The organism is Weizmannia sp. FSL W8-0676 (genome assembly GCF_038593015.1).
Lineage (GTDB): Bacteria > Bacillota > Bacilli > Bacillales > Bacillaceae_C > Weizmannia > Weizmannia coagulans.
Window position 1 is genome coordinate 2,391,436 of sequence record NZ_CP151954.1, and the last position, 21,008, is coordinate 2,412,443.

General features: G+C 46.2%; 22 protein-coding genes and 1 pseudogene. 13 read left to right on the forward strand and 10 right to left on the reverse strand.

Annotated elements, in window-relative coordinates; all coding sequences use genetic code 11:
- Positions 1 to 169: 169 nt before the first annotated feature.
- The gene (locus NST20_RS11840) at positions 170 to 871 is read right to left on the reverse strand and encodes a GDSL-type esterase/lipase family protein (RefSeq protein ID WP_342399493.1); all 702 of its coding nucleotides are present in this window, start codon (positions 869 to 871) and stop codon (positions 170 to 172) included.
- A gap of 447 nt (positions 872 to 1,318) precedes the next feature.
- On the reverse strand, positions 1,319 to 2,542 hold the full coding sequence (locus tag NST20_RS11845; RefSeq protein WP_237349286.1) for an IS110 family transposase: 1,224 nt from the start codon (positions 2,540 to 2,542) through the stop codon (positions 1,319 to 1,321).
- Positions 2,543 to 2,774: 232 nt separating this feature from the next.
- Between NST20_RS11845 and NST20_RS11850 the strand changes: the two genes are divergently transcribed.
- The 3 genes from NST20_RS11850 to NST20_RS11860 are packed head-to-tail and all read left to right on the forward strand — an operon-like array spanning position 2,775 to position 3,884.
- Positions 2,775 to 2,957 (forward strand): hypothetical protein, encoded by a 183-nt coding sequence (locus NST20_RS11850; RefSeq protein ID WP_342399494.1) that lies wholly within the window; start codon positions 2,775 to 2,777, stop codon positions 2,955 to 2,957.
- Positions 2,954 to 3,382 carry a disulfide oxidoreductase gene (locus NST20_RS11855; protein WP_035184051.1) on the forward strand — a complete coding sequence of 143 codons (429 nt, stop codon included), beginning with the start codon at positions 2,954 to 2,956 and terminating at the stop codon, positions 3,380 to 3,382. Before NST20_RS11850 ends, NST20_RS11855 begins: the two co-directional genes overlap by 4 nt.
- Before the next feature lie 19 nt (positions 3,383 to 3,401).
- Positions 3,402 to 3,884: a thioredoxin family protein gene (locus tag NST20_RS11860; protein WP_013860214.1), complete on the forward strand. Its 483-nt coding sequence runs from the start codon at positions 3,402 to 3,404 to the stop codon at positions 3,882 to 3,884.
- Between the two features lie 64 nt (positions 3,885 to 3,948).
- On the opposite strand, the gene NST20_RS11865 is transcribed toward NST20_RS11860, so the two are convergent.
- Positions 3,949 to 4,344: a YhcU family protein gene (locus tag NST20_RS11865; protein ID WP_029141326.1), complete on the reverse strand. Its 396-nt coding sequence runs from the start codon at positions 4,342 to 4,344 to the stop codon at positions 3,949 to 3,951.
- A gap of 328 nt (positions 4,345 to 4,672) precedes the next feature.
- On the opposite strand from NST20_RS11865, the gene NST20_RS11870 reads away from it, so the two are divergent.
- From NST20_RS11870 to NST20_RS11885, 4 genes are all read left to right on the forward strand, one after another.
- Positions 4,673 to 5,293 (forward strand): DUF47 domain-containing protein, encoded by a 621-nt coding sequence (locus NST20_RS11870; RefSeq protein ID WP_013860216.1) that lies wholly within the window; start codon positions 4,673 to 4,675, stop codon positions 5,291 to 5,293.
- Positions 5,294 to 5,305: 12 nt separating this feature from the next.
- Positions 5,306 to 6,304 (forward strand): inorganic phosphate transporter, encoded by a 999-nt coding sequence (locus NST20_RS11875; RefSeq protein WP_342399495.1) that lies wholly within the window; start codon positions 5,306 to 5,308, stop codon positions 6,302 to 6,304.
- A 130-nt stretch (positions 6,305 to 6,434) separates the two neighbouring features.
- A complete protein-coding gene (locus tag NST20_RS11880; protein ID WP_342399496.1) occupies positions 6,435 to 6,995 on the forward strand; it encodes a GNAT family protein in 561 nt (186 codons plus the stop codon).
- A 32-nt stretch (positions 6,996 to 7,027) separates the two neighbouring features.
- A complete protein-coding gene (locus NST20_RS11885; RefSeq protein WP_061566479.1) occupies positions 7,028 to 7,264 on the forward strand; it encodes a hypothetical protein in 237 nt (78 codons plus the stop codon).
- 100 nt (positions 7,265 to 7,364) lie between these two features.
- Here the strand turns inward: NST20_RS11885 and yhbH are convergent, their stop codons facing one another.
- The 5 genes from yhbH to queG all read right to left on the reverse strand — a co-directional run bounded on the left by yhbH (position 7,365) and on the right by queG (position 13,939).
- Positions 7,365 to 8,531 (reverse strand): sporulation protein YhbH, encoded by a 1,167-nt coding sequence (gene yhbH, locus NST20_RS11890; RefSeq protein WP_013860219.1) that lies wholly within the window; start codon positions 8,529 to 8,531, stop codon positions 7,365 to 7,367.
- Positions 8,532 to 8,740: 209 nt separating this feature from the next.
- Entirely contained in the window at positions 8,741 to 10,636 is a 1,896-nt protein-coding gene (locus NST20_RS11895; protein WP_342399497.1) for a PrkA family serine protein kinase, read from the reverse strand.
- Between the two features lie 507 nt (positions 10,637 to 11,143).
- On the reverse strand, positions 11,144 to 11,617 hold the full coding sequence (gene trmL / locus NST20_RS11900; RefSeq protein ID WP_026104866.1) for a tRNA (uridine(34)/cytosine(34)/5-carboxymethylaminomethyluridine(34)-2'-O)-methyltransferase TrmL: 474 nt from the start codon (positions 11,615 to 11,617) through the stop codon (positions 11,144 to 11,146).
- Positions 11,618 to 11,652: 35 nt separating this feature from the next.
- Positions 11,653 to 12,534, reverse strand: a complete 882-nt coding sequence (locus NST20_RS11905) for an amidase domain-containing protein (RefSeq protein WP_342399498.1) — start codon at positions 12,532 to 12,534, stop codon at positions 11,653 to 11,655.
- A 274-nt stretch (positions 12,535 to 12,808) separates the two neighbouring features.
- A complete protein-coding gene (queG, locus tag NST20_RS11910; RefSeq protein ID WP_342399499.1) occupies positions 12,809 to 13,939 on the reverse strand; it encodes a tRNA epoxyqueuosine(34) reductase QueG in 1,131 nt (376 codons plus the stop codon).
- Positions 13,940 to 14,259: 320 nt separating this feature from the next.
- Between queG and NST20_RS11915 the strand changes: the two genes are divergently transcribed.
- Positions 14,260 to 14,883: a MarC family protein gene (locus tag NST20_RS11915; protein ID WP_017554411.1), complete on the forward strand. Its 624-nt coding sequence runs from the start codon at positions 14,260 to 14,262 to the stop codon at positions 14,881 to 14,883.
- Positions 14,884 to 15,446: 563 nt separating this feature from the next.
- On the opposite strand, the gene NST20_RS11920 is transcribed toward NST20_RS11915, so the two are convergent.
- A complete protein-coding gene (locus tag NST20_RS11920) occupies positions 15,447 to 16,376 on the reverse strand; it encodes a manganese-dependent inorganic pyrophosphatase (RefSeq protein WP_342399500.1) in 930 nt (309 codons plus the stop codon).
- 172 nt (positions 16,377 to 16,548) lie between these two features.
- Here NST20_RS11920 and NST20_RS11925 point away from each other — a divergent pair, with 172 nt between their 5' ends.
- From NST20_RS11925 to NST20_RS11945, 5 genes and pseudogenes are all read left to right on the forward strand, one after another.
- Positions 16,549 to 17,013: a ferritin-like domain-containing protein gene (locus NST20_RS11925; protein ID WP_258921196.1), complete on the forward strand. Its 465-nt coding sequence runs from the start codon at positions 16,549 to 16,551 to the stop codon at positions 17,011 to 17,013.
- Positions 17,014 to 17,209: 196 nt separating this feature from the next.
- Complete coding sequence (locus NST20_RS11930; protein WP_342399501.1) at positions 17,210 to 17,980, forward strand: amino acid ABC transporter substrate-binding protein; 771 nt, start codon at positions 17,210 to 17,212, stop codon at positions 17,978 to 17,980.
- Positions 17,981 to 18,155: 175 nt separating this feature from the next.
- A pseudogene (locus NST20_RS11935) lies at positions 18,156 to 18,272 on the forward strand (transporter substrate-binding domain-containing protein); the annotation flags it as partial.
- On the forward strand, positions 18,259 to 18,951 hold the full coding sequence (locus NST20_RS11940) for an amino acid ABC transporter permease (protein ID WP_342400424.1): 693 nt from the start codon (positions 18,259 to 18,261) through the stop codon (positions 18,949 to 18,951). The pseudogene NST20_RS11935 and the gene NST20_RS11940, both read left to right, overlap by 14 nt.
- A 12-nt stretch (positions 18,952 to 18,963) precedes the next feature.
- Positions 18,964 to 19,701, forward strand: a complete 738-nt coding sequence (locus tag NST20_RS11945) for an amino acid ABC transporter ATP-binding protein (protein ID WP_285958821.1) — start codon at positions 18,964 to 18,966, stop codon at positions 19,699 to 19,701.
- A gap of 65 nt (positions 19,702 to 19,766) precedes the next feature.
- On the opposite strand, the gene NST20_RS11950 is transcribed toward NST20_RS11945, so the two are convergent.
- Complete coding sequence (locus NST20_RS11950) at positions 19,767 to 20,603, reverse strand: formate/nitrite transporter family protein (RefSeq protein WP_013860230.1); 837 nt, start codon at positions 20,601 to 20,603, stop codon at positions 19,767 to 19,769.
- Positions 20,604 to 21,008 lie beyond the last annotated feature (405 nt).

The following is a 21,008-nucleotide window of genomic DNA, read 5'->3' on the forward strand; positions in this document are numbered from 1 at the left end:
AACAGTAAAAATTTATTTAAACCGGGATGATTTTTAACAGAAATACAAAAAGGCCGGTACCGGCCTTTTTGATCGCAAATATGGTTGGTTTGTTTTGTGCAAGGGGTGGGCAGCATCTGTGACGCTCTGGAACGGCCGGCCAGGAACCCCTCCTGCCTGCTTGTATTTCTTAAATTCCGCTCCCGGCTTTTTGCCCGGCAAATTGTGCAGTTAAGTCCGTATAAATTTTTTTCGCCATTACTTTATAACCTTCTGCTGTTAAATGGATGCCATCATCACTGATGAGGCCCTTCAGGTCACCGGCTTTTTTGATCGCTGTCCGAACATCAATGGCCGGCACGTTCAACTGTTTGATGAGTTTTTTCAGGCACCTGTTATATTGGCCGTGCCAGTGTTCAATGCCGCCCGACAATCCGATCCAATGGCCGATGTTTTTCCCGAAACGTGCACTGATGGACTGGTAGTAGCGTTTCGGGTCAAGCGGCGGCAGCGTTAGCAAAACGGGCGTAATGCCCTGTTCTTTTACATTTTTGACTAAATGCCTAATATTGTCCGCATATCGCTCAAGGGGCACAACCGGGACATGCGTATCATCCGGTTTTTCTGCTACTTCGTTCCATTTAAAATTGCAGTCATTGCCGCCAATACAGATCAGCACGGCATCGGGATGCTCGCCGATCACATCTTTGCCGACACGCTGGACAAGCAGGTCGGAATTATCATTGAACACCCCTTTATTGACAATCTCTGTGCTGCTGTCGCCAAAATACTGCTGAAGCACTGCGGGATAATTGTCTTTTAAAATCCGGAGCCTTCCTTTTATACAAGTTACACCTCTTGTAATACTATCCCCGAAACAAACAATTTTCATTTGAGGCCCTCCCTTGAATGCATAATCATGCAAAAAGTCAGAACGATAGACATCATTTATTGTAAACTTGCCGGGCTGATTCGACAAGTGATTGCACCGTCCACGGGCAAACGCCCTCCGCTTTTCTTTGTCCAGCTGTGGCTCCTAGCCCCTAGGGTCGAATAATCCGTCCGTCATGAAGTAGGGGCTTCATTCCGGCCGAAACATTCGCCGGCCGGGGCTAAACAGTCGCCTCCGCTTTTCATTTTTTGGGTTGGATACTATAATTTACAAGGAAGGGATTGATGAAAAGTCCTACGGTGTGATGTCAAGGGTTAAAAACAAGTGAATTGGAAATTTTGTTGGCTCTATGTCATAAAAATGGCAATACTGAACTAAGCCTCCAGATAATTGGAATAATCTGGAAGTTTTCAAGTTCAGGCTATCGATGATGGTTACCTGGTTACCTCATCGCGTCACCTTCTTTTTCGGCGCATAAATTTGATCGTTGCGGAGCAGCGCATCGATCAGGCGCACCAGTTTTCTTGCCGTTAAGACGAGGGCGCGTTTGTGTGAGTGCTTATGCACCTCACGATATTTCTTTTGGTAAAAGGCGCGGTACTCAGGTTCGTGTCGCCGGACCAGATTGGCAGCCTCAACCAGGTAATACCGGAGATAACGATTGCCTGTACGCGCAAGCATTTTGTCATCAGCCTCAAAATCACCCGATTGGTGGCGGGGCCAGAACAATCCGGCAAATTTTGCGATCGCGGCTTGGTCGTCAAAGCGCTCAATGTCGCCGATTTCAGCGAGAATCCCAGCACAGCTCACCGGGCCTATTCCCGGAATGGTCTGGAGGGTATTCGGGATTCCATCAAGAACGCGGGCAATCGCCTTATCCAAATCCTTGATTTGGCGTTTAAGATGCCGGATGATCTCAATAGAACTGCCCAGGACCAAGTCAATCGAATCCTCCACACATTTAGAAAGCCGGTAAGAGGACCGGGCAGCTTTTTGGATGGATGCGGCCAAATCCTCGGGATCGCTAAAGCGGCCATGGCCTTTGGTCTGGAGATACATCGCTAAGTCCTCCAGAGGCATTTGGGCAATTTCATCGAGGCTATAGGCCTCAAGCAAAAATTCCGTTATGGCATGGCCGAAGACCGATGTATCCACTTCAAGGTTAAAGGCACTGAATTTGAAAAACAGATGATTCAAAAATACCTGTTGTTCCCGGGTTAAACTTTGAATCAGGTGATAGCGCATCCGTGTTAACCGTTGAAGGGCAAGGTATTGTTCTGACTGAATCACGGATTTCGGCAATCTCCCGAAACGCAAGCGGTCCGCAATTACCCAGGCATCTTTGGGATCGGTCTTGTCCATCTCGGCATAAGCCTTTTTGAAATTTCTCACCAGCTTCGGATTCAGGGTAAACACCTTTGTACGACGCTGTTTCAGCTCGGGATCTTCATGGAAAAACATTGCCGGGTGCCAACTATACACAGATGTGGCCTCCATGGCGATCTGGATGGTGTCATCCGCCTCCGCATGTTGGAGGATGGTGTCTCTTAACTCAGAGGCACCGGGAAGATTGTTTGTCACCGTTTGGGTGGCTAACGTTTCCCCCATTCCATCCATCAGGCAGGCATCGAGGTTTTTGGAGCTCACGTCAATACCGACAAATAAGGGCATATGATTTCCTCCTCTCTGTATTGGGATCGATGGAATCGGACGCTTCGGGATATCCCCAGATGGCTTGCCGATCTGTCAGCCTCGCGTATGAGAACTCATCCGGGCCGTGGGCTGCCTGGAACTGCTCATTTCCAGCACGGAGATCCGGAGGAACGGCCTACGGGTTAGACGTTCAAGCAAGAACCTGGGGATGCAGACTTTTCGAGTAGTCAGGCTACAAGGAGGGGAAGCATTGACCCAAACGATCCTAAGACCATTATCCGGGAACATCGCGAAGCGTCCAAGTCCGAACTTGTATTCCGGGCTCGCCCGGAATACAAAATCTTATATTCACTTGTCAATGAGCAGCAGAATGAACTGGAAATTGACATCCACTTTGGATTTAAACTTATTATACGAGGAGGTAAGGGGTTGAGTAGAGGACGGAGGGAAGAGGTTTGGTTTTTTGCCTGGGCGGTTTCGGTGGTTGCCACGCTCGGCAGTCTTTATTTTTCAGAAATTAAAGGGTATGAACCGTGTGAACTGTGCTGGTACCAGCGCATTCTCATGTATCCGATGACGGTCTTGATCGGGATTGCCGTTGCCAGGAAAGATTACCGCATGTCGCTTTATACCGCTGTTTTGTCCGGAATCGGCATGTGTGTGTCACTTTACCATTACTGTCTGCAAAAACTTGCCTTTTTTTCGGACAGGCTTCCTGCATGCGGCCGCATCCCCTGTACGGCGGAATACATCAACTGGTTCGGCTTTATCACCATCCCCTTTTTGGCTCTCACAGCGTTTGTGCTGATTTTTATTTCAAGTCTCATCGTTTGGAAGCAGGCTCGCGCTTCCCATTAAACACAACTGGAGGATTATAATGAAAAAAATCATCCTTTTTTTGGCCATTGTTCTCATTGTTTTTGGCGGGATTGCCGGAATCACAAAGTACAAGCAATCCAGGCAGGCGAAAAACAACCCGTATGCACCTGCAAAAAGTGTGGGCAAATTATCGGCGGAAACGCGCGACCAGCTGGATGACCCCCTTTACCAGAATATTATTTTGCCAAAAGAATTGAATCATGATTTAAAATCCGGCAAAACGTTCACCGTTTATTATTTCATGCCGACCTGCCCGCATTGCAAACGGACTACGCCTGTTGTATCACCGCTCGCGAAAGATATGGGCATCGATTTGAAGGAATTTAACCTGACTGAATTTGAAAGCGGCTGGGATGACTACAAAATCAAAGCGACACCGACGATCGTCCATTACAAAAACGGCAAAGAAGCCGCACGCATTGTCGGAGAGCATTCAAAACAGGAGTTCCGCCAATGGTTTAAAGCGCATGTCAAAAAATAATGCTGCGTGCTTGCGAAGTAAAAATCCCCAAAAAAATAATGCCCGGTTTTCCGGGCATTATTTCTTACACAAGCAGGCGATTGGCTGCTTTTTTAAACATGCTAAACGTATCCGTATGCTTCTTCTGAAAATGGGAAAACGAAAAAGGAAAGTGCAAGCCAAACTGTTCAAGCGTAAATTTATTAAATTCAAACAGGCCGGCGTAATGCTCGTCCCGCTTATGCTCTTCCGTTTCCAAAATAGAAATGATTGTCTGCAGGCTGGCAATCATCTGATACCCTGCTTTTAAAGTGCCGATTTGTTCTGTTGGGTCATCCGACAGGGCAAGCACCCTGTCGCGCTGGAATGCGATGATCTCCTCATCCGTAAAGTAATCAGGAAATACTTCCGTAAACATATGGCGGACCAGTTCCGCGATCTTATCCATCTGTTCTTCCGTAGCAGCATAAACGATCTTCACAGCAGTCCCACCCTTTTTGAAAAAATCCATATGTAAGCCAAATCGCCGGCGCAATATTTAAGTACAGCATAGCATAGGAAAACAGGAAAAAAGTATGGTAAATGTGACCATGGCCTGCACCCCAAAAGGATGGGATTTTTTCCGGAAAAGCTGAAGCCTCATGGCCGGACTTTCCTCCAATAAAAGCACCCTGTTCCGGATTTTTGATGAAAGTCGAAAATTGGAACCGGATACAAAATTTTATTTTCGACATTCTTCTTTTATCTTCGCATGAAATCAGATAAAATAAAGACGTTTGATAATGAAAAGGATATGAGGGGGCTCTTACATGGTATTTAAAAACAAGAAAGACAAGTTTACAGTGCTGTTTGGCCATATTTCGACCAACCTCCGGGAAGCCACCAATTACTTTGCCGACTATAAAATCCATAATAAAGACGATTTAAAAATTTTTACTGAAAAAATGAAAGAGTATGAAACGACAGGGGATACTTACGTCCATGACATGATTCTGGAACTGAACGATGCCTTTATCACCCCCATTGAACGGGAAGACCTTTTGTCACTGACGAACAGCCTCGATGACGTGTTGGACGGCATTGAAGAAGTTTCCGGATTGTTTGAACTGTACAATATTTACCAGGCAGACGATTTTATGGTCGAATTCGTTGAAATGATCCGCCGCTGTACCGAAGAAATTGAAAAAGCAATCGACATCCTTTTTTCGAAAAAACTCGACAAGATTCGCCCGCATGCCATTAAAATTAAAGAATTTGAATTCCATTGTGACGAAATTTTAAGAAAATCATTAATCCACCTCTTTCAAAACGAAAAAGATCCGATCCGCCTGATCAAATATAAGGATTTGTATGAAAAGATGGAAGATGTGGCCGACTACTGCCAGACGGTGGCAAACATTTTAGAGACGATTATCATGAAAAATGCGTGAGGAGTCTGCTGAATGGATAGCGTTTTAGTATTAACTGTCTTAATTGTGATTTTTGCATTTGGATTCGATTTCATCAATGGATTCCATGACACGGCGAACGCGATTGCAACGGCCGTTTCGACAAAAGCATTAAAACCCCGGCATGCGATTATAATGGCCGCGCTTATGAATTTTCTCGGTGCCATTTCTTTTACCGGTGTTGCCGAGACGATTACGGAAAGTATCGTGAATCCGTTCACCCTTGCTAACGGGCAGATTGTCATTTTGTCCTCATTGATTTCAGCGATTATTTGGAATTTGATTACATGGTATTTCGGCATTCCAAGCAGTTCTTCCCATGCGATTATCGGATCCATTGCCGGCGCGGCGATCGCCTCGTCAGGATTTCATGTGATCGAATACCGTGGTTTTATCAGCATTATCGAAGCCTTACTTTTATCCCCGATCCTCGCTTTTACGATCGGTTTTACGGTTTACAGCATTTTTAAAGTTGCATTCCAGAATTTTAATCTTGCAAAAACAAACCGGCACTTCCGGCTGATTCAAATTTTCACCGCCGCCCTCCAGTCTTTCTCCCATGGGACAAACGATGCCCAGAAATCGATGGGGATTATCACAATGGCTTTGATTGCCAACCATTATATCGCTGATAACCATATTCCGTTCTGGGTCCAGGTCGGTTGTGCGGCGGCAATGGGGCTTGGCACTGCGATGGGCGGCTGGCGGATCATTAAAACGGTTGGCGGCAATATTATGAAGATCCGGCCGATTAACGGGGTTGCAGCCGACCTGAGTTCAGCTTTCATCATTTTTGGCGCGACATTTATCCACTTGCCGGTCAGCACCACCCATGTCATTTCTTCCTCCATTCTCGGGGTTGGTTCGGCCCACCGGATTAAAGGGGTCAAGTGGGATACTGCAAAAAGAATGGTGATCACTTGGGTCATTACCCTTCCAATTTCAGCCGTTTTGTCCGGTGCGATTTATCATATTGTAAGCCTTTTTTGGTAAAACGGGGTTAAAAAAAGAGCAGCGTTCAGCGTGCTCTTTTTTTATACGAAAGAAATTTACATAAACAATTGAAGAATTTCCATTTTATGATACATTTTTAATAAACCAATCAGAACTGCGGGGGATAGACGTGAGAATCGAAGACATATACCGGAACTTGCCGCTGCTTGAAACGGACCGGCTTGTTTTAAGAAAGCTGAAGCGGGATGACGTGCTCGATTTATTTTCCTATGCATCAAGAAGTGAAGTATCAAAATACGTGACATGGGATGCACACCGGTCTGTCCGCGATTCGAAAAATTTCATTAATTTTGTGATCGGCCAGTACCGCGAACACAGGATTGCCCCCTGGGGAATTGAAGACAAAAAGACACGGAAACTGATCGGGACGGTCGATTTTGTATGGTGGAAGCCGGAAGAAGGAACAGCCGAGATTGGCTATGCCCTTTCTCCTGAGTACTGGGGAAAAGGCATCATGACAGAAGCCGCTAAAAAGCTAATCGCCTTCGGTTTTGAACGCATGTATCTGATCCGCATCCAGGCCCGCTGTTTTGCAGAAAATATTGCTTCCGCCCGCGTCATGGAAAAATCCGGCATGACCTATGAAGGCACTTTGCGCAAAGCCGTTTATAGAAAAGGAAAACATTGGGATATCAAAATCTATTCCATTTTAAGAGAAGAGCATTTTTAACGGCCATAGCATGAAGGAAAGGAGATATCCCTATGGAATGGACAATAGATGACAGAATTTATGATACATTTTGGGAAGCTGAGGAAGTAGGATTCTCTAGTGTTAGTGATATGGGGGAAGGAAGAGGATTCATTACGCCTGATTTGAAAGTTGCAAGTGTCCTTTCCTACGCTCTATGTGGATTACCGGATGTAACATACCTTGTTCATACAGAAGAATTTCGGGAAGATGGCATCCTTAAATATAAGATATGGGTAGAAAACTTATGAGCTCACAGCGCACGGCGCATACCGACTCAGGCGAATCATCCATGTTTCAGCACCCGCAAAAAAAGGGGCCCGCACCAGCCGTTGTGCAGCCCCTTTTTTCTTATGCCAAAGCTTTGTCCGCTTCCTTTGAAAAAAAGCTTTTCATCGCATGGAATACATCCGCTTTTTGCTTCAGCACGTAATATTTAAATTTTTCATCTTTAATATTTTTATAGGCCGACATGAGCGTGCTGTGGCGGTTGTACTGGTTCACTTCCCCGTAGTAGAACATATTCGAGACTTTCATGATTTCCTGGACAAGTTTCACGCAGCGCGCATTGTCTGATGTCAGGTTGTCGCCGTCCGAGAAATGGAAAGGATAAATATTAAAGCGGTACGGGTCATATTTTTCATTGATCAGGCTGAGTGCTTTCCGGTAAGCCGATGAACAGATGGTGCCGCCGGACTCCCCTTTTGAAAAGAAATCTTCCTCCGATACGACTTTTGCCTCTGTATGGTGGGCGATAAATTCAATTTCCACGGTCTCGTATTTCGTCCGCAAAAAACGCGTCATCCAGAAGAAAAAGCTGCGCGCCATATACTTTTCCCATATCCCCATACTTCCACTTGTATCCATCATCGCAAGGACAACCGCTTTTGATTCCGGTTTTTCCACTTCATTCCATGTGCGGAATTTGAGATCTTCCGGCACGATCGGGTGAAAGGCCGGTTTGCCATTCATCGCATTTCTTTTAAACGCCGACATCATCGTCCGTTTTTTATCGATATTGCCCATCAGCCCCGTCTTTCGGATATCGTTAAATTCAATCGCTTCAACTGTGTTCTCATCCCGCTCTTTCCTTTGAAGATTCGGCAGTTCCAATTGGCTGAACAATGCTTCCTCGATCTCCATCAGAGATACTTCCGCTTCATAATAGTCTTCTCCCGGCTGGTCGCCTGCTCCCTGGCCTTTGCCCGGGCCTTCCTGCGGGGAACCGTCGCGTGCAATGATATCCCCGACTTTGGAATCGCCCTGCCCCTGGCCGACATGTTTATTTTTATCATAATTATAGCGGATTTTATATTCGTCCAATGACCGAATCGGTATTTTGACAACATCCCGGCCGTCTGACATGATAATGCTTTCTTCTGTAATTAAGTCGGGCAGATTGTTGCGGATGGCTTCCTGGACCTTTTCCTGATGGCGGACCTGGTCATCATGCCCTTTGCGGTGGAGCGACCAGTCTTCCTGTGAAAGAACAAAATGCTTCTGATCCTGTTTATCCATGCTCATCCTCCCTTTTTTGAAAATGCTTGCGCCGTCACCATACCGGAAATCAATTCATATGCTATTTTGGCGTTTAAAAACCAGATTGGATTATAACATTTAAGATTACATCATCTTATGCAATAAAGCAGAATATTTGACATTTTTCTTTGAAAAACAGGCCACTACCGGGTAAGAAAAAACCGGGCTGATATCGCCCGGCTGCCGGATTACCGGTTCAGCAAGCTCCCGACATAGCGCAGCAGTTCATTGGCCGATGTGGAGTTATAGCCGTAATCATCAATTAAACGTGCCACCACTTCATTGATTTTCTTCAACTGTTGTTCATCCGGCGTTTTTGTAGATGTTGTAATCTTGACAACGTCTTTTAAATCCGCAAACAATTTTTTCTGGATCGCTTCACGGAGACGGTCGTGTGAATTATAATCAAACCGTTTCCCTTTCCTCGCATAAGCCGAAATGCGGATGAGAATTTCCTCCCGGAACGCTTTCTTTGCATTTTCCGAAATGCCGATCTGTTCTTCGATCGACCGCATCAGTTTTTCATCCGGGTTAATTTCTTCTCCTGTCAAAGGATCATGCAGCTTCACTTTGTTGCAGAATGCTTCTACATTGTCGAGATAATTGTCCATCAGCGTTTTCGCCGACTCTTCATACGAATATACAAATGCTTTCTGCACTTCTTTTTTGGCAATTTCATCGTATTCTTTCCGCGCTAAAGAAATGAAATTCAAATACTTCTCTTTCAATTCCGGGGTAATCGACGGATGCTGGTCAAGCCCTTCCTTCAAAGACAGAAGCACATCGAGGGTATTGATGGATTTCATTTCTTTTTTGATGATCGTAGAGGAAATACGGTTGATGACATAGCGCGGATCAATCCCGAACATGCCTTCATCCTGATATTCATTTTTCAGTTCCTTTACATCCTGTGAATTGTACCCCTCTACTGCCATCCCGTCATACAAGCGCATTTTCTTGAGCAAATCGATATCCGCCCGCTTCGGTTCGCGCAGCCTTGTTAAAATAGTGAACATGGCCGCAACTTTCAGCGTATGCGGAGCAATATGAATATCCGCCACGTCGCTTTCCCGGATCATTTTTTCATAAATTTTCTCTTCCTCGGTTACCCGCAAGTTATACGGAACCGGCATGACAATAATCCGCGAGTGCAGAGCTTCGTTTTTCTTATTGGCAATAAAAGAGCGGTATTCAGTCTCATTCGTGTGCGCAATGATCAATTCATCGGCAGAAATCAGCGCAAACCGGCCTGCTTTGAAATTTCCTTCCTGCGTCAGCGACAACAAGTGCCAGAGAAATTTCTCATCGCATTTGAGCATTTCCTGAAATTCCATAATGCCGCGGTTGGCCTTGTTCAGTTCGCCGTCGAAGCGGTAAGCGCGCGGATCCGATTCGGAACCGTACTCAGCAATGGTCGAAAAATCAATGCTGCCGGTCAGATCCGCGATATCCTGCGATTTCGGATCCGACGGGCTGAATGTGCCGATCCCCGTGCGCTTGTCTTCGGAAAAAAAGACCCTTTCCACGAGCACGTCTTCAATCCTTCCGCCATACTCTTCCTCTAGCCGCAGCATATTCAAAGGGGACAAATTGCCTTCAATCCGGATGCCGTATTCCCCGTAAAAATCCGCCCGCAAATGTTGCGGAATCAAGTGGAGCGGATCTTCATGCATCGGGCAGCCTTTGATGGCAAAAACAGCGCCCTGTTCAGTCCGCGAATACGCTTCAAGGCCCCGTTTTAACATCGTCACAAGCGTGGATTTCCCGCCGCTTACAGGCCCCATCAATAATAAAATCCGTTTTCTGACATCCAGCCTTTTCGCAGCCGGGTGGAAATATTCTTCCACCAATTTTTCAAGCGCCTCTTCCAAACCGAATAATTGATGGCTGAAAAAACGGTATTTTTTTACTCCGTCTACTTCCTCCACACCGGCATCCTTAATCATATTGTAAACTCGGGAATGAGCGGATTGTGCAACCCATGGCTTTTCTTTCAGCAAGTCAAGATAATCCCTGAACGTTCCTTCCCATCTCAGTTTTTCCTCTTCTTCACGGTAGTTTGTGAGTTTCCTCAGAATATCCATTTCGTACCTCCCCTTAGTCTTGTTGAAGAGACGTTTATATAATCTATGCCCCCAAGCGAGGGAACATGATAAAAAGAGACAACCTCATTCGGAGCGGGAGGACATCGGATGGCGGCGAAAGACAGAGATGGGAAAACTTGGTTTAGAGCCGGTGGATCCTGATGAAACCGATACGTTCAAAAATTGAAAATAGGTGCATCTTTCAGTGAAATGGGCTATAATGGGGTTCAAAGAAGGAAAAACAGGGGGGATGTCCAATTGAAAACGTTCCTTATTATATTGGTAGCGATTTCATTCCTGTCTGCCATTTTTACGGCCGGATACGAAGAAAAAGGGGAAAACTTTCGCGAGCAAGAACCGGAGTATTAAATGCAAGCTTAACGTTCGAAAGATTTTTTTGTATCGGGCATCTTCCATGGGCAAAAGGCCGGATGTTCCCGAACCATTTTCGGCATTGGAGCTTTTCCGCAAACGAAAGGCCGGGAGATAAACCAGCCCGGCCCTTTGTCATTTTAATCCCGGATAATGCTGCTGCCGCAATGCTTCATACACAAGGATGGCGGCAGTATTGGAAAGGTTAAGCGACCGCACTTTGTCTGTCATCGGGATACGCAGGCAGCGGTCCTTATTTTTTTCAATCAAGTCATTCGGCAGCCCCGAGGTTTCCCGGCCGAACATGAAATATAAATTTTTGTCCGGATCGCTGAAGTCGAAATCCGTAAACGGCTTTTCGCCAAACGTCTCAATGTAGTAAATCTCGCCGTCCGCATTTTTTTCAAAAAATTCTTCCAGTGAATCATAATAGACAATATTCACATGCTTCCAATAATCCAGCCCGGCTCTTTTCAGCATTTTATCATCCGTTGAAAAGCCGAGCGGGCGGATCAGATGGAGCGTTGTCCCGGTCCCCGCGCAAGTGCGTGCAATATTGCCTGTGTTGGCGGGAATTTCCGGCTGGTACAATACAACATGCAAGCTCAACATTTGTCACCTCGGGACTTATTATAACACGTTTCTCAACTGTCATCTTCAATGGTAAAAAACTTGTACCGGATATTCGGCGTATAGGCGGAAGAGTCTTCATATGTCCAGTACCGTTTGCGGCTATTGGTCGTATGGGCATTCACAAGCGGCATGCCGTAATAATCATAGCCCGTGACAATGAGCGTATGGTCAAACCGGCCGTCCCCCTGGAAATCGATACAAATAACGTCGCCGTACTTCAGCTCCTGCGGGGACGAAACTTCCTTTGCGCGCAAACCGGTTTTAGAATACTGCAGGTATGTCTTAAACGAGTGCGCAACCGTCCAGCTGTAACTCCAATTATTGTGCATCATCCACCAGCCCTTTGCCCTGTCCGGGTATCCGCGCATCGGTGCCCCGCCGGCGTGAAGGCATTGCGAGATAAAGTTCGTGCAGTCATCCGTGAACGATTTGTAAGCCGGATTAAAACGGTTCCACCACTTTTCCGCATACTGGACAGCTTTCATGCGGTCATACACATATGCGATCCGTTCGCCGCCGGATGAAACAGCTTTCTGCTCTTTATCATCCGGCTGAGGGCCGCGCCATTCCGGAATATCCGGCACAAGTTCTTCATCTTCATAAAGCCTTCCATCATAAAAAGATGCTTTTCTTTCCTCCACTGCTTCTTCGATGTAAAAAGCCGCTTTTTGTTTGATCATATATTGTATGTGCACCGTATAATAAAGAAAGTTGTGGCTTCCCTCCTGGTCAGCCCGGGTTACTTTTGCTTCCGCTTTCACCTTTACAATCCGGGCATCCCGATTTGAAAGCCCCGTCTTTTTTCGTTCAATGTCTTCAAATTCCCGCTCTGTTCCACGCCCGGTAAAGTGGGCAAGCCTGTTTTCAAGATGTGCCTGGATTTGTTCTTTCAATCAGAAAACCCCCTCTCTTCATCACTATATGATGAAAAAACGGGGGAAATCAGTGTGAAAGCGCAATGGCTCTTTTGTTTTGCTGAAAATTTGCGTTGGCTCTGCTTTTGGCACATAAAAAGCGGCAGCCGAAGGAACGGTCCCCGGGCTTTCTTAACGCAGCAACGGATTTTCACCCGCATCCACCAAAAGAAACAGCATCACTGTCTATCCTAAAAATATGCGCCGGCTGGTTTTTATTCTCCTGCTGGTGCCGCGTTCACTGCGGCATGGGCTATTCGAAAAAGGCAAGGCCTTTTTCGATTTCATTGCGGGCATCCGGATCTTCTTCCTGTTCGCGTGCGGAAAGAAGTGCCGCTTTTGCTTCTTCCCCGCCGATTTTCCCAAGCGCCCAGCCAGCCGTCCCGCGAATAACCGGGCGCGGATCTTCCTGCAAAATCCGGATCAGTTCCGGTACCGCGCTTTCTTCCTTAAAATGGGCGAGCGCGATTATCGCATTTCGCTGGATCGGCTTTTTCCCGCGCCACGATCCTGCCATATGACCGAACCGTTCTTTAAACGCGCGGTTGCTGAGGCGGAGAATCGGTTCCAGAAGAGGTTTGGTCGTTTCCGGTTCCGGCTCCATTTCCTCATGAAAATGAAAATCCATCCCTTTGTTTTTCGGACAGATGGTCTGGCACGAATCACAACCGTACACGCGGTTGCCGATCTTCCCTTTAAACTCATCCGGCAGGTAATCTTTTGTCTGCGTTAAAAAGCTGATGCACCGTTTCGCATTGAGCTGCCCGGCAGAAACAAGCGCGCCGGTCGGGCAGACGTCCAGGCATTTCCGGCAGTCCCCGCACTGGTCCTCGACAGGCGTATCCGGTTCAAACGGAATATTGGTAATCATTTCGCCTAAGTACACATAGGAACCAAATTCCGGTGTGATGATCGAACAATTTTTTCCGCTCCAGCCTATGCCGGCCCTCTCGGCTACCGCCCGGTCGGAGAGTTCCCCTGTATCGACCATTGATTTGCAGCGGGCTCCTTCCACTTTTTCTTTAAGAAAATCTTCCAGTTTCGAAAGCTTGTCCCTTAAAATGGTGTGATAGTCCTCCCCCCATGAAGCCCGGCAAAAGATCCCACGGCGTGCGCCTTTTTTCCCTTTCGGCGGATCTTTGATTTTTGACGGATAGGCGAGCGCAACGGCAATAATCGACTGGGGCGAATCAAAAATCAAAGAAGGATTCACCCTTTTTTCAATATCTTTTTCCTCAAAACCGGACTGGTAGCCGAGTTCCTGCTGGCGGATAAGGCGCTGCTTCAGCTCCGTAAACGGATCCGGAGAGGCAAAACCGATTTTATCGATCCCGATCTTTTTGCTGAAGGCAATGATTTCTTTTTTCAATTCGGCCGTATCCATAATTCACCTCCCAAAAAACAAACAATCTATATAAAAAACAAATAAGTATTGCTGCTTGTTGCCCATTGTAAAAAGCGCCATCATGCAAATGTAAAAATGATGGTCACAACAAAAACGCAGGTATCCTCCCCCGCTTTCCGGGTGAAACACTGCGCTCTTTCTTGCATACATCAAAACGATATGAACATTATATTAAAGACATCCGCTTCTGTAAAGGCGCCCGTTCAAACGCGGGATCCGATCTAAAAACCGTTGGCCCTTGTTACATTTTCCGCCAACAGGGTAATGCTATAGAAAGTAAACGGAAAGGGGGGTGGAAATTGTTCGGCGAAATCATAAAACTTACGCTCGGTTTTTTTGCAGTGATGAATCCGATCGGGAATATTCCGATCTTCATTTCATTAACTGGCGGATATTCCTTAAAGGATAAACGGAAAACCGCCCGCAAAGCGGTCATTGTTTCTTTTATCATATTAACGGTTTTTCTTTTGATTGGAAAATTATTGTTCGAGGTCTTCGGAATTACGATTCATGCGTTTCGCGTTGCAGGGGGGATATTAATCTTCGGGATTGCCTACAGCCTGCTGCACGCTAAAAATGCAAGATCGCAAAGCCCGCATCCGAATGAGCGGAAAGAAGTCGAAGCGCGAGATGACATTTCCGTTACACCGCTTGCCCTTCCGATCCTGGCCGGGCCCGGGACGATCGCAACCGTCATGGCGCAAACGTCTTCCCATTCCCTGCCAAATTTGGCAAGTGTTTTAGTCGGCTATACGATTGTGCTTGCTTTAACCTTTGTATTGTTTTATTATTCATCTTCGATTATTTCCAAACTCGGGCAAAGCGGCCTTAACATTATAACGAGGCTGATGGGGCTGATTCTTGCCGTCATGGCGGTTCAAATGATCGCAAGCGGCATCCACGGCCTGTTCCCGAAGCTGTAAAACAGTCCGCTTCCTTATACGGAACATACGGATATCCGAAAGCCCTGTTCCGATCCCGGGTGGTAAAAAATCTGGTCCATGGAAATTTGAAATACACGGCACAATATCCATACAAACGGGTATTGTGAACTACCCTCCACTTATCAACCTTACGGTTTGATTGAAGTGGGGGCTTCTCGACTTATCGTTGCTTTTACTAGCCAACGAAAAAAAAGAAAATGGGATTCCAACTAGAACAGCCGCAATCTTAGAATTGTTGAGAAAAGGATTGGAAAAATAACTTTGGCTAAAGCCAACCGAAATTCATCTCCCACCTACTCATTGGTGCGATTCGCACCTTCACATTCCTTGAGGATGGGAGACTTCTTTCGGAAAGCCGTTAAAATCCAGTTCCTTTCCCATGGGTTGAAAAAACCGGTACCATATTCGGAAACAGCAGGTATTCCGCAAGCAAGAATTTAAAAATACAGCATAATCCCCAGGAACATACGGGGATCTGAAAGCCCCGTTCCTTTCCTCCGGGTGAAAAAAAGCCGGTGCCATGTGCCGGCACCGGCTTTTTTTCAGCCCTGAAAGGCTTTGGTTAAGACCGGAACAATTTGTTTTTTCCGCGATACAACGCCTTTTAAAGTGGCCGTGTGGTTTTCCAGCTTGACATGAAAGGCTTTTTCCACAATATCCGCCGATTTGCCGAGTGCAAGCGCGGCGGAATCGTTTGTTAAAATATCTGTTACAACAAACAGGAACAAATCAAGCCCTCTGTCTGCAATCTGCGCCTGGATCGCCTGTTCAATCTCCGCCTGTTTCACGAGCACGTCATTTGTATCAACGGCATTTACCTGGGCGATCATCACTTTATGGCCGGCCATATCAAATTCTTTGGAGTCAAGGGTAATCAGCTGTTCCACCGTTTTGTCACTTAAATCCGCGCCGGCTCTCAGCATTTCAAGGCCGTATGTATCTGCATCCACACCGGCAATTTCAGCCAGTTCTTTCGCTGCCTTCACATCTTCTTCCGTGCAAGTCGGGGATTTGAACAAAAGCGAGTCGGAGATGATCGCAGAAAGCATTAATCCGGCTGTTTCTTTGCTGATTTCCACATCGTTCTCTTTGTAAAGTTTCTTTAGAATGGTTGCTGTGCAGCCGACCGGTTCCGCACGGTAATAGAGCGGGTCGCTCGTTTCAAAATTGGCGATGCGATGGTGGTCAATGACTTCAAGGATACGCACGCTGCCAATGTCGTCCGCGCTTTGCTGGCGTTCATTATGGTCTACGAGAATGACATTTTCCACTTCGTTTGCAACCGTTTGGACAAGGCGCGGGGCTTCCCTGTGGAATGTTTCCAATACGAATTTCGTTTCATTGCTCAATTCTCCTAACCGGACCGCCTCCGCATCAACACCTAATTTTGTTTTTAACTCTGCATACGCAATCGCTGAACAAATCGCATCCGTATCCGGGTTTTTATGGCCGAAAACAAGTACTTTTTCCATTTCTTTACTCCTTTTCTTAAAAAATATGACGGAAATCTGGCATAGACATTTCTATTATAAAACATTTCGGGAAAATTTTTAAACATTGTCCGCCGGATGGATGAGAAAAAATCGTAACGATCCGCTTTTGCCCGTCATACGATATACCGGTTGAAAGTGAGGAGGGAATCCAATGTTTGTCCATCCGTTTGATAATCATGCCGGTTTGAGAAACACACAGCCTGACGCCGGGAACCAGCAGGCAGTATGGCTCGCCCATCTGATCCGGGCAATAAATGGCGAATACAGCGCCATCGCCTGCTACGAGCAAATCGCAAGAAGAGCCCCGTCGGCTGAAGCCCGGAACATCATTATGGAAATCCGGGATGATGAGATCCGCCATTTCCAGACATTTTCGCAGTTTTACACGAACCTCACAGGCAGAAGGCCACAGCCGCAAATCAGCGAAGCCTGCCCTTCCACTTACAAAGGAGGGCTTGAATTTGCCGTGGAAGACGAACAAAATACGGTCGATTTTTACAGGGAATTGGCGCGTTCCGCAAATAACCCTGCCATGGAGCAGGCGTTTCTTAAAGCGGCGGAAGACGAACAGCATCACGCCGTCTGGTTTCTTTATCTGCTCATCAATATCCGCTGACCGTCCGCTCAAACATCTTGAAAAACTGCCGGCTTTTTTTCAAGCCGGTTCTGCTTTATCCCCCCCTTTCTGCCGCTAACCCATTTTACGATACAAAGCCTTTTTTCTGGATATTTTTTACCCCTTTGTTTACAACACAAAATGCTGGATAAAGCATAGGCATAGACTGCAAAAATCATGAAAGGGAGTTGGCAACATGAGAAAATACATCAAATGGCTGGCCGTGTTCAGCTTGCTGTTTGCTTTAACGGCATGCGGAAAAAATTCGGACAACCAGCAGGCTTCAAAATCCAATGACTTATACGGCCAGATCAAATCAAAAGGCGTCCTTTTGATCGGAACAGAAGGAACGTACCCGCCATTTTCTTTCCATAAAAACGGGAAATTAACAGGCTATGATATCGATGTGGCGAAAGAAGTCGCAAAACGGCTCGGATTAAAAGCCGAATTTAAAGAAACCCAGTGGGATGCCATGTTTGCCGGGCTCAATTCCAAACGGTTTGATATGATCGCAAACCAGGTCGGGATCCGCGCAGACCGCCAGAAAAAATATGACTTATCAACACCCTATACGATTTCAAAAGCCGTTGTCCTTGTCCGCAAAGACAACACGAACATCAAGTCCTTCGCTGATTTAAAAGGCAAAAAATCAGCCCAGTCGCTTACAAGCAACTTTGCTACTATTGCCAAGAAAAATGGCGCCAATATCGTAAGTGTGGAAGGTTTTTACCAAGCGGTCCAGCTTTTGACTTCAAACCGTGTGGATGCCACCGTCAATGATTCCCTGACCTATCTGGACTACAAAAAACAAAAACCGAATGCTGCCATTAAAGTTGCCGCTACAGCAAACGAGGCAAGCAAATCCGCTTTTTTGTTCCGGAAACTGTTTATTGCAAAATTAAAGTGCAGAGATGTGCAAAATTCCTATGCAAATGGTTATGCAGAGGGGCTTTACATGGAGGGGTAGCCATGATAACCTGTTTTGGTTTGCCAAATCTGTTACAGCTGGCCGCTTGGCAAAAGAATCATGGCTGCAGAGGCTCCATGTCAAGCCCTTAATAGCGAGAATTCAGATTGAATTTTTATGCGGTATAAACGAATTTATATACTGCAATACTCTGCACTTTTTTCTTGCAAAAAACAGGAAACATTCAGGGAAACTGACAGACAAAGTAAATGATGCTTTGAAAGATATGAAAAAAGACGGCACGTTAACAAAAATTTCAAAGAAATGGTTTGGTGAAGATGTTTCCCAATAACCTTGCGTTTATCAGCAGCGACCAGCTGCATTTGGTGCAAAGTTCCCTTCTGCCGATGCTGGAGAGAGCTTTGCATTATACGATTCCATTAACGATCATCACTTTCTGTATCGGTCTTGTGCTGGCACTCGCCACGGCGCTGGCACGGATTTCCGGCATTAAAATACTGGAATGGATCGCCCGAATCTATGTCTCAGCAATCCGCGGGACCCCGTTGCTTGTGCAATTATTTATCATTTTTTACGGGCTGTCGTCCGTGCATGTTACCATTGGTTCTTTTCCGGCCGCCATTATCGGCTTTTCGCTCAATGTCGGCGCATATGCATCAGAAGTGATCAGGGCAGCGATTTTATCGATTCCAAAGGGGCAATGGGAAGCAGCGTATTCGATCGGGATGAACTATGCGCAGGCTTTAAGAAGAATTGTGCTCCCGCAGGCTGTCCGCGTATCGGTGCCGCCGCTTTCCAATACGTTTATCAGCCTTGTAAAAGATACATCTCTTGCTTCCTTAATTTTGGTGGCCGATCTGTTCCGTAAAGCACAGGAAATTGCCTCCACCACCTATCAATATATGCTGCTGTATGTCGAAGCTGCTCTTCTGTACTGGGTGATTTGTCTGATTCTCTCGATGATCCAGCAAAAATTGGAAGGCCGTTTTGATAAATACATCAGCAAGTAAGGAGGAACCTGTATGATCCGAATAGAGGATTTACATAAACAATTCGGCAGCCTTGAAGTGCTGAAAGGCATTGACTTAACCATTGAAAAAGGGAAAGTGATCGTCATCATCGGCCCGTCCGGTTCCGGCAAAACCACGCTGCTCCGCTGTATGAATGCCCTTGAAATTCCAAATCAAGGCAGGATACAGATCGATGATGTATCCGTTGACTTTTCCCAGCATCCCGGTAAAAAAGAACGCGCAGCTTTGCGGCAAAAATCCGGCATGGTTTTCCAACAGTACAATCTTTTCCCGCATAAAACGGTTCTCGAAAACGTGATTGAGGGGCCGGTCATTGTAAAAAAGGAAAACCGCCAGGATGCAGCAAAAAAAGCGGAAATGCTGCTGGAAAAGGTGGGCCTGCTTGATAAAAAAGAGGCGTATCCAGCAAGCCTTTCCGGCGGCCAGCAGCAGCGCGCCGGGATTGCGAGGGCGCTTGCCATGGAGCCGGAAGTGATGCTGTTTGACGAACCGACATCTGCACTGGATCCGGAACTTGTAAGCGGCGTGCTGAATGTGATGAAGGAGCTTGCTGAAGAAGGCATGACAATGGCCGTTGTGACACACGAAATGCGGTTTGCCCGCGAAGTTGCGGACAAGGTGATATTTATGGATGGCGGCGTCATCCTGGAGCAAGGCAAGCCGGAAGAAGTGTTCCATCATCCAAAAAACGCACGGACCAAGCAATTCCTGCAGCTGATCCAAAGTTGACGGGCCGGAGCGGTTAATCCCATATTAAAAAGAGCTGCCTGAATAAAAGGCAGCTCTTTTTAATATTACTTGATTTTTTCAGCAGAAAAAGGGGATACGGTGTGTGTGTCCACAACAGCAACCGGCACCTTTTCTTTTTTCTTTGACGTTAAGAAGGCGTACATGGCACCGACAAAGACGCCGCCGCCAATCATATTTCCGAGCGTTACCACGCCGAGGTTGTGCAAAATGCCAACGAGTGTAATCGTATCCGGGTGCGGGGCAGCAAGTGCGAGCGCGAACAGCACCATATTGGCAATGCTGTGTTCGTAGCCCGAAATGACGAAGCCAAACACGAGCAGCATCATCGAAGCGATTTTAGCCCCGTCCCCCTTTACGTTTATCGGAACCCAGAACCCTAAACAAACAAGCCAGTTACAAAGGATCGAACGGAAAAACATTTGGGCTGTTGTCAGGCTGATTTTCCCGCCCACAACCGACATTAAAAACTGGCTGTTATCCGAATCTGCATAGAGTCCGCTGTAATGGATAAATAGTGCGAAAATCGCCGCCCCCATCAAATTTCCGGCATACGTTGCCACCCAGTTTGTGAGCGCATCTTTCCAAGTTGTCGCTTTTTTTACCGTGCTCATCGTCATCATCATCGTATTGCCGGTAAATAGCTCGCCGCCGCCAAACATAATAAGCACGAGCGCTGCACCGAAAAATATGGAAGCCATAAAGGAAGTAACCGGAGACTTCGCATCAAAAAATGGCTCGGCAAGACGGTAACAAATAATAATGGCAAAACCGATAAACATACTTGCCAACACTGCTTTTGTCACATAACGAAGCAGGGATTCTTCCAGATATTTTTTCTTATTTAACGCCATTTGAACAACAGATTCAACGGCCTCGTACATAAACACCATCTCCAACTGAAAAATGTTAAATTGTGAAAAACATCACAAACAACTGCCTTTCTATCATATCCCCTTTTTCCCTGTTTGTGTTTGTATATATTTTGAACGTTTATGAAGCGATTACACAGGAAGGGGCTTTTGACAGCCATCATTACTGGTGTTCATTGGCTGCCAGTGCCTTATCAATTTGATCAGGGTTTTTTGGGGGGCAAGTGAATGTAAATAATGGAATGGGAATATTGCTATTCAGTTATTTTTTGATGATCTATGTTATCATCAGCCTCCAGTCTCTTTTGAAAATGTTTTTAAATTCCCGCATTGCGTTTCTGATCGTCAATATTTATATCGTTTTTTCCTGCATTTCAATTAGTGAAAAAGGGCTGCCAAAGTATATTTATTATTTAT